We start from the raw sequence: 8,471 nt of genomic DNA, 5'->3' as shown, positions 1-8,471 counted from the left end.
CTCCCCCCCCATCACCTCCCACGCTTCCCCCCCCATCTCCCCCTCCCCCCCCCCCCCCCCCCCCCCCCCCCCCCCCCCCCCCCCCCCCCCCCCCCCCCCCCCCCCCGTCGCCGTGCGGTGGTTCAGGTCGTCAGACCCGGACCCTCTCCCCTTCGACCGCCGGAGGCGGCGGCGAGGACACGGCCTCGGGGGACTCGTCGTGACTGAGGTCCGGCAGGCGGTTCAGCCACTTCGGGAAGTACCAGTTGCGTTCGCCGAGGAGGGCCATGACCGCCGGGAGCAGCACACCGCGGATGATCGTCGCGTCGATGAGGACCGCGGCCGCGAGGCCCACGCCCATCTGCTTCATGGACTGCATGGACAGCGTGCCGAAGATCGCGAAGACGGCGACCATGATGACGGCGGCGCTGGTGATGACACCGGCCGTCGTGACCACCCCGTGCTGGATGGCGTCCCGGGTCGTCAGCCCCCGCATCCGCGCTTCACGGATCCGCGAGACGACGAACACGTGGTAGTCCATCGAGAGCCCGAAGAGGATCACGAAGAGGAACAGAGGCAGCCAGGTGATGATGGCGCCCACGCCCTCCGCGCCCACCAGCGAAGCGCCCCAGCCGTGCTGGAAGACGGCGACCAGGATGCCGTAGGCCGCCCCGACCGAGAGGAGGTTGAGGACGATCGAGGTGATCGCGATCGTCAGCGAGCGGAACGACAGGAGCATCAGCAGGAAGGCGAAGACCACGACGAAGGCGAAGACCGGCGCCACCGCGCTGACGAGCTGGTCGTTGAAGTCCTTCGATCCCGCCACCTGACCGGTCACCGGCGCCTCGACCCCGTCGACCTTGCCGAAGGTCGCCGGACGGACCTCGTCGCGGATGATCTCCAGGCTCTTCTCGGCCTTGTCGAGGTTCGATCCGCCCACCAGCGGTACGTACACGAAGGCGACGTTCTGCGTATCGTGCACCTTGACGTCGACCGGACCGCGCGAGGCACCCGAACTGACCGCCTGCTCACGGAAGTCGGCGATCGCGGACTTCACCTCGGCGGAGTTGATGTCGGCGGCCTTGACGACCACCTCGGCCGGGTCGGAACCACCAGGGAAGGCCTCGTTGACCCGCTCGTACGTCTTCACGATCGGCAGTGAGTCGCCGAACTCCTGGTCCAGCGTGAGGTTCTGGGTCTTCATGCCGAGTGCGGGAGCCGCGATGGCCAGCAGCGCACCGGCCGCGACCACCAGCGAGATCGCCGGCTTCGCCAGCACCACCCGCAGGACGCTCGTCCAGAACCGGCTTCCGTTGTCCCCCGAACGGCCGTTGCTGGAACCGCCGTTGCCGGAACCGCCGTTGGTCTTGCGCCGCTTGTCCGGGTGCAGGAACGGGATGCGCCCCTTCTCGACCCGCGTACCGAGCAGCGAGAGGACCGCGGGCAGCACTGTCACCGAGCCGACCATGGCGACCGCCACGACCATCAGAGAGGCGAGCCCCATCGCCTTGAAGGTGGCGATTCCGGTGAACAGCATGCCCGCCATCGCCACGCACACCGTGACGCCGGAGACGATGATGGCGCGACCGCTGGTCGCCGCGGCGATCCGCAGCGCGGTCTCGGGGTCCCTGCCCGCCGCGCGCTCCTCGCGTTCACGCCGCAGATAGAACAGGCAGTAGTCGACGCCGACCGCGAGGCCCACGAGCAGCATCACGGAGCTCGATGTGTCGTCCATCGGCTGGATGTGGCTGACGATCATCATCAGGCCCATCGTGGCCACGATCGCGGTGATCGCGAGGAGGACCGGAACCAGGGCCGCCACCAGCGCGCCGAACGCGACCAGCAGGATGCCGAGGGCGACGGGGACGGCGGAGTACTCGGCCTGCTTGAAGTCGTCGCCGAACGCGTCGTCGAACGTCTTGTTCATGCTGGCGCCGCCGATCTCCTCGATCAGCACCGATCCATGATCCTTCTGCACCTCCTCGACGGCCTTCAGCACGGGCTCCACCCGGTCGCCCGCCGTCTCCGCCTCGCCGCGCATGTCGAACTGCACGAGGGCGCTGCGGCCGTCCTTCGAGATCGTGTCCGTGTCGTACGGCGAGGTCACGTCGGTCACCTTGCCGGTACCTTCGACCGCCTTCATCACGGCGTCGACGGCGGCGCGGAACTCGGTGCTCGTCGCCTTGACACCCGCGTCCCTGCCCTGGACGAGCACGGTCTCCCCGGCCGGCTCGTCGATCCCCGCTTCCTCCGCGATGGCCGCGGCCCGGCCGGTCTCGCCGCTGAGCTGGTCGCTGTCCTTGAGTTCGACCGTGCCCGCCGCAGAGCCGAGCCCCATCGCCAGAACGACGAACAGCACCCAGATTCCGACGGCCGCCCAGCGGTGCCGGGCACTCCAGCCGCCGGCCCGGGCCGCTATGCCCCGTACCCGCGTGTCTCTGTTACCCATGACGGGCTTGCCCCCTCGTCTCCGGTGTCGGCCCCCTGCCGGCACCTTCTGATTCGAAGGTATGGGGCGGATAAGAACCTCTCGTCGTGCTGCCCGGTGAGGTGCAGGGGGGCCGAGTCCTCCCCTCGGACCCCGCGACCTCAGCACTGAGGAGGATGAAAGCCCCTTACATGTAAAGCAGCTCCTCGGGGGTCGTGATCAGGGTGTCCGGTCCGTCTCTCTCTCCATGCCTCCTCCGGCCCCCGTCTGTCCCCGGTCCGTCCGTGTCCGGGTCCGATCTGCCGGGGAAGATCCTCTTTGGTGTTACGAAAGTTTGTTGAACAAGTCACAGCTGTGTGCGGGGGTTGAACTGAGCGCGCCCATCGGCCAGGGTTCTGAGCCAACCGGCCGGTAACTTCCAGTGTCCGGCCGCCCTGAAGCCGCGGCCGTCGTGCCCACCCCCACGGGGCACGACGGCCGCTTTATGGTGTGCGGATGACTGTGGGCATGACGACGTACGCGGCACTGCTGCGCGGGATCAACGTGGGCGGCAGCAGGAAGGTGCCGATGGCCGAGCTGCGCACCCTCATGGAGGGCCTCGGGTACGACGGTGTCGGTACGTATCTCCAGAGCGGGAACGCCGTCTTCTCCAGCGACCACGGCGACGAGGACACGCTCGCCGCGGAACTGTCCGGGGCGCTGGAGAAGCGCTTCGGCTTCACGGTCGACGTCCTGGTGCGCGACCACGCCTATCTGCGGGCCGTCCTCGACGCCTGTCCGTTCCCGGCCGCAGACCTGGAGGCCAAGCAACTGCACGCCACCTACTTCTCCGAGCCGGTCGACGCCGAGCGCTTCGCGTCGATCGACCAACAGGCCTTTCTGCCCGAGGAGTTCCGCCTCGGCGACCGTGTCCTCTACCTGTACGCCCCCGACGGCCTCGGCCGCTCCAAGCTGGCGGAAACCCTCTCGAAGCCCCGGATGTCGAAGGGCATCATCGCCACCACACGGAACTGGAACACCGTCACCAGACTCGCGGAGCTGACCAGTGGCTGACCACGGCCCCGCCGTCGAGGCGGCCATCGAGGGCGAACTGCGCCTCCTCGACCCGGAGATCCGCCGCTCGCCCGAACTCCTCGGGGCGCTGCTGCACCCCGACTTCCACGAGTTCGGCGTCTCCGGGCGGCACTGGGACCGGGCCTCGATCATCGACGCACTGGCCACGGCGAAGGAACCGGGGACCGGCCCGGGCATCACCTCCCGGGTGACGGGCGTCGAGCTCGCCCCCGACCTGGTCCACCTCACCTTCGACACGGAGCACAACGGCCGTCACGCACACCGGAGTTCGCTGTGGCGGCGGACGGTGGAGGGATGGCTGCTGTACTTCCACCAGGGAACGCCGTTCAGCCCCGGAGGCTCTCGGGAAGCCTGACCTGCCGGACACCGAGGTAGGTCGTGTACGAGGTGATCTCCGCCGGGACGGTGAGGCGGGGGTCCGCGTACAGGCGCCGGATCTCCTCGGGCGACACGGCCTCCGCGGCCGTCGCCGCGGCCACCTCGTCCAGCAGCGCGAACTCGTCCGCGGTCACCTCCGGTTCGTCCTTCGCCGCCAGCCCCCACGCGTCCCACGGCAGCACCTCCACCCCGCCGAGGGCCGCGAGATCCCGTACGACGTTGCAGCGCACGAACCACAGGCCGCGCAGGTCGCCCGTGGGGAGGGGGACCCCGAAGGTGTCCGGGTCCGCGTCGCCCGCACGGCACGCCTGCCAGCCGGCTCCGGCGACGAGGAACCGGTCCCGCGGGACGTCCAGCGGATCGAAGAGCACGTCGTGCGCCCCGTCGGCCACCTGCGCGTCCGCGAGTCGCCAACTGCCGTCCGGCAGACGGTATTCGGTGACCCAGTGGTCCCCGTGGGTCACGGGGGAGGAGCCGTCCTCGAAGTACGTGGCGAAGCCGCACCGGACGCGTGCGGGGGTGCCCGTCGCCCTCAGGAACGCGCACATCAGCAGCGCGAAGTCCCGGCACGTGCCGGCGAACCGCTCGCCCAGCTCCCGGTGTTCGGTGAGCGGAGCCTGTGAGCGCTCGCGCAGGATCCGCAGGATCTCGCTCACGTACCGGGCCTCGGCGTCCTCGTGCCGGCGCTCCTCGGGCATCGCGTACCCGAAGTGCCCGCCCTCCTCCCGATGAATGAGCAAGTTCCTTACGAGGGCGGCGAGTTCACCCGGATCGGCGGGCAGTTCGGCCGGTACGGCTCCGGGGTCGCTGTACGGGCTCTGCTTGAGGTGGAAGTCGTAGGAGTCCATGCCCCGGAGCGTGGAGTCTGCCCCAGGGGCAAGGTCAAGCGCTGTCGGGCGAGGTCAATCCAGGGCGTCGAGGCGGGACATGTCCTCCTCGCCGAGCCGTACGGCGGCCGCGTCGAGGTTCTCCTCCAGATGCGCGAGGGAGCCCGTGCCGGGGGTCGGGCAGAGCACGGGGGAGCGGTGCAGCAGCCAGGCCAGGGCGATCCGGCCGGGCGACACCCCGTGCGCGGCGGCGATATCCGCGCACACCGGATCCGTCGTCAACGAGCCGTTGCCCAGCGGGAACCAGGGCAGGAACGCGATGCCGTGCTCCTCGCACAACTCCAGCAGCGGTTCCGAAGCGCGGTCGCTGACGTTGTACCGGTTCTGAACGGACGCGATGTCCGTCAACTCCCGTGCCGCGTCCAGCTGTTCGACCGTCACCGAGTCGAGCCCGATGTGGCGGATCCTGCCCTCCCGTCGCAACTCGTCGAGCGTGCCCAGCTGTTCGGCCATCGGCACGTCCGGGTCCAGCCGGTGCAGCTGGTACAGGTCGATCGTGTCGAGACGCAGCCGCCGCAGACTCGCCTCGCACATCGCCCGCAGCCGCTCGGGCCGCCCCTCGATGTGCCAGGCGTCCGCCCCGGTGCGTACGACACCGCCCTTCGTGGCGATCACCAGGCCGGCCGGATACGGATACAGGGCCTCGGCGACGAGCTCCTCGGCGACCGACGGGCCGTAGTTGTCCGCCGTGTCGATCAGCGTGACCCCGCGCTCGACGGCCCGCCGCAGAACGGCCACCGCGTCCCGGGCCTCACCACGCGGCCCCCAGTAGCCGGGACCTGTCAACTGGGCGGTGCCGTAACCGAGGCGGCGTACGGGCAGCTGTCCGGCGAGTTCGAAGATTTCCGGAATCATCGATGGAGCGTACACACGTCTGTGGCAGGCTCGGACGCATGCGCTACATCATCATCGGAGCAGGGGCTGTGGGCGGGGCCGTCGGCGGTCGCCTCGCCGGGTCGGGACGCGACGTCGTGCTGGTCGCACGGGGCGCGCAGTACGAGGCGCTGCGCGAGCGGGGGCTGCACCTGGTGACGCCCGACGGGCCGCACACCCATCGGCCGCCCGTCGTCGACGGGCCGCACGCGCTCGGCGAACTGGGCGCCGACGACGTGCTCGTACTCGCCGTCAAGACGCAGGACAGCGAGGCGGCGCTGGAGGCGTGGGGACCAGTGCCCGTGGCGGGCGGTGGCACGGCGGCCGAGCGGCTGCCGCTGGTCTGCGCGCAGAACGGCGTGGAGAGCCAGCGGCTCGCGCTGCGCCGCTTCCGGCGGGTGTACGGGGTGTGCGTGTGGCTGCCCGCGACGTTCGTCGAGCCGGGGGTGGTGTCCGCCGCCGGTACGCCGCTCACCGGCATCCTGCACCTCGGACGTTATCCGCACGGCACGGACGAGACGGTACGGAGCATCGCGGCCGACCTGTCCGCGTCCCGCTTCGAGGCGCCGGTCGTGGCCGACGTGACGCGCTGGCAGTACGCCAAGCTCCTCGGCAACCTCGCCAACTCGATCGAGGCGGTCAGCGGCGTGCTCACGAGCGAGGAGGGCATCGCGCTCTACGGCCGGGTGCGTGCCGAGGGGGAGGCCGTACTGGCCGCCGCGGGCATTCCGTACGCCTCCGAGGAGGAGCAGAAGGAGGCCCGCGCCGACAAGATCCGCTTCGAGCCCTTCGACGGGTCCGAGCGGGGTGCCGGGTCGTCGTGGCAGTCGCTGAACCGTGGCACGGGGACGATCGAGGCGGACTATCTCAACGGCGAGATCGCCCTGCTGGGGCGGTTGCACGGCGTACCGACACCGCTCAACGACCTCCTCCAACGGCTCGCCAACGACTTCGCTCGTGAGCGGCGGGCGGCCGGTTCGATGCCGGTGGACGAGCTCGTGCGGCTGGCCGGGGACGCTGTCGCGTTTGTTCAAGAGGGTGAGTCGCCGCGTCCCTAGCGTGGGGCGCATGGACAAGAACGCGAACACGAAGGCGGGCAAGAGCCCGGATCAGGAGAGCGCGAACGCGCCGTACACGATGGAGAGCCTGTACCCGTCCATGGTCGAATGCGCCGCCGAGGCCGCCCGTGTCGCGCGCGGGGTCACCGCGGCGCAGCTCGCCGGGACGACCCACTGCCCGGGCTGGGACGTCCGGGCTCTGGTCAACCACTGGGTCCTCTACACCTCCCACGGTCTGGAGCACCGGGCGCTGCGCAAGCCGCTGCCCGAGTCGCTGACCGGGCGGGACTTCGCTGCCGAGCCCGGGTGGGCGTCCGCGTACGCCGCCCAGCTGGACCGGGCGGTTGCCGTGTGGGCGGATCCGGTGGTGTGGGAGGGGGAGGTGGACCTGGGCGTGGGGTCCATGGCCGCTCCCGAACTCGCCTCGATGATCGTGAAGGAGATGGCGGTGCACGGCTGGGACGTCGCTGCGGTGACCGGCCAGGAGTACCGCATCTCCGACACGGCCGCCCGCATCATCCTGGACGTCGTGACCACCCACGGCGACCTCTACCGCCAGTACGACGGCTTCGCACCCCCGGTCCCGGTGCCGTCCGACGCCCCTGTCTTCGCCCGGGCCCTCGGCTTGAGCGGGCGTGACCCCCGCCTGGCCCACGCGGCCTCCTGACCAATCCTTTTCTCGCCCCCGCCGCCCCTACCCATTCCCGTCACTACTCGGGGGCTCCGCCCCCGAACCCCCGCTCCTCAAACGCCGGAGGGGCTGAAGATTTCGCGGCCCGGGCCGACACCTTCAGCCCGTCCGGCGTTTGAGGACGAGGCCGTTCAGGCCGAAGCGGGGGTCTGGGGGCTGCAGCCCCCAGGGACGGGACGGGTAGGGGCGGCGGGGGCGAGGAAACGCCCAGGTCAGGCGCCGACCGCCGTCAAAGCCGGGGTTCGGGCCATGTCGTAGCGGTGCAGGAGGACGCGGGCCACCTCGGGGGACGCGCCGAGGACGTCGGCCAGGACGTCCGCCTCGGCCGCGCCCCGCGCGATCCGGTCCGGGAGGAAGCCGGGAGCCAGGACGTACGGGGCGACAGCCACGCGCGCGCACCCAAGGGCGCGCAACTCCCGCACCGCATCCTCCGTGCGAGGCAACGACGCGGAGGCGAACGCAGGCCGCACGGCGCACCAACCGGTCCGCCGCCACTCCCGCGCGATTTCTGCGATCACTGCGATCGCCTCCGGGTCCGTGGACCCCGCCGAGGCCAGTACGACCCCGGTCGAGGACTTGTCGGCGGGGGACAACCCCGCCTCGTACAACCGCCGTTCGAGCGCGGCGGTCAACAGTGGCGACGGGCCGAGCACCTCGGCCTGCCGGATCCTCAGCCGTGCCGGAGCCTCGCTCAGCACCGCCGGAATATCCGACTTCGCGTGGAAGGCCCGGGTCAACAAGAGAGGAAGCGCCACTACGTCACGTACACCCTCCGCCGCCAGTGACTCCAACACCCCCGAGACCGAAGGGATGTTGAAGTCCAGGAAGCCGGTCTCCACGCGCACGCCCGGGCTCAGGGCCCGTACGCGCCGTACCAGGGCGTGCACGGTCGCGGCATGGCGCGGGTCGCGGCTGCCGTGGGCGATGACGAGAAGTACCGGTCGGGGCATGGGAGTTCAGCTCTTCACGAGGAGACCGCGGCTGCGCAGTACCCACCGCTCCAGCGGACTGAAGATGAGCAGGTCGATGGCGATTCCGACGATCAGGATGAGGAGGATGGCGAGGAAGACCATGGACATGCTGTTGGCGGTGCGGCCGTTCTC

General features: G+C 70.5%; 8 protein-coding genes and 1 pseudogene. 4 read left to right on the top strand and 5 right to left on the bottom strand.

Annotation, left to right across the window (positions count from 1 at the left end; genetic code table 11):
- Positions 1-130: 130 nt before the first annotated feature.
- Positions 131-2,428: an MMPL family transporter gene (locus ACZ5VQ_RS41245; RefSeq protein WP_469109487.1), complete on the bottom strand. Its 2,298-nt coding sequence runs from the start codon at positions 2,426-2,428 to the stop codon at positions 131-133.
- Between the two features lie 486 nt (positions 2,429-2,914).
- Between ACZ5VQ_RS41245 and ACZ5VQ_RS41240 the strand changes: the two genes are divergently transcribed.
- On the top strand, positions 2,915-3,460 hold the full coding sequence (locus ACZ5VQ_RS41240; protein WP_469109603.1) for a DUF1697 domain-containing protein: 546 nt from the start codon (positions 2,915-2,917) through the stop codon (positions 3,458-3,460).
- The gene (locus ACZ5VQ_RS41235) at positions 3,453-3,836 is read left to right on the top strand and encodes a nuclear transport factor 2 family protein (protein WP_362086011.1); all 384 of its coding nucleotides are present in this window, start codon (positions 3,453-3,455) and stop codon (positions 3,834-3,836) included. Before ACZ5VQ_RS41240 ends, ACZ5VQ_RS41235 begins: the two co-directional genes overlap by 8 nt.
- Here the strand turns inward: ACZ5VQ_RS41235 and ACZ5VQ_RS41230 are convergent.
- Positions 3,808-4,707 carry a transglutaminase-like domain-containing protein gene (locus tag ACZ5VQ_RS41230; protein ID WP_469109486.1) on the bottom strand — a complete coding sequence of 300 codons (900 nt, stop codon included), beginning with the start codon at positions 4,705-4,707 and terminating at the stop codon, positions 3,808-3,810. The genes ACZ5VQ_RS41235 and ACZ5VQ_RS41230 overlap by 29 nt on opposite strands.
- Positions 4,708-4,761: 54 nt before the next feature.
- A complete protein-coding gene (locus tag ACZ5VQ_RS41225) occupies positions 4,762-5,601 on the bottom strand; it encodes an aldo/keto reductase (RefSeq protein WP_469109485.1) in 840 nt (279 codons plus the stop codon).
- Between the two features lie 38 nt (positions 5,602-5,639).
- On the opposite strand from ACZ5VQ_RS41225, the gene ACZ5VQ_RS41220 reads away from it, so the two are divergent.
- Positions 5,640-6,677, top strand: a complete 1,038-nt coding sequence (locus ACZ5VQ_RS41220; RefSeq protein WP_469109484.1) for a ketopantoate reductase family protein — start codon at positions 5,640-5,642, stop codon at positions 6,675-6,677.
- A 79-nt stretch (positions 6,678-6,756) separates the two neighbouring features.
- Positions 6,757-7,344, top strand: coding sequence for a TIGR03086 family metal-binding protein (locus ACZ5VQ_RS41215; protein WP_469109602.1), 588 nt, complete (start codon positions 6,757-6,759; stop codon positions 7,342-7,344).
- Between the two features lie 236 nt (positions 7,345-7,580).
- On the opposite strand, the gene ACZ5VQ_RS41210 is transcribed toward ACZ5VQ_RS41215, so the two are convergent.
- Entirely contained in the window at positions 7,581-8,318 is a 738-nt protein-coding gene (locus ACZ5VQ_RS41210; RefSeq protein ID WP_469109483.1) for a sirohydrochlorin chelatase, read from the bottom strand.
- Between the two features lie 6 nt (positions 8,319-8,324).
- Positions 8,325-8,471, bottom strand: a pseudogene (locus ACZ5VQ_RS41205) (ABC transporter permease); the annotation flags it as partial.

It is taken from the genome of Streptomyces sp. NPDC033178, assembly GCF_055577685.1.
This window is presented reverse-complemented; position numbering and strand designations above follow the sequence as displayed.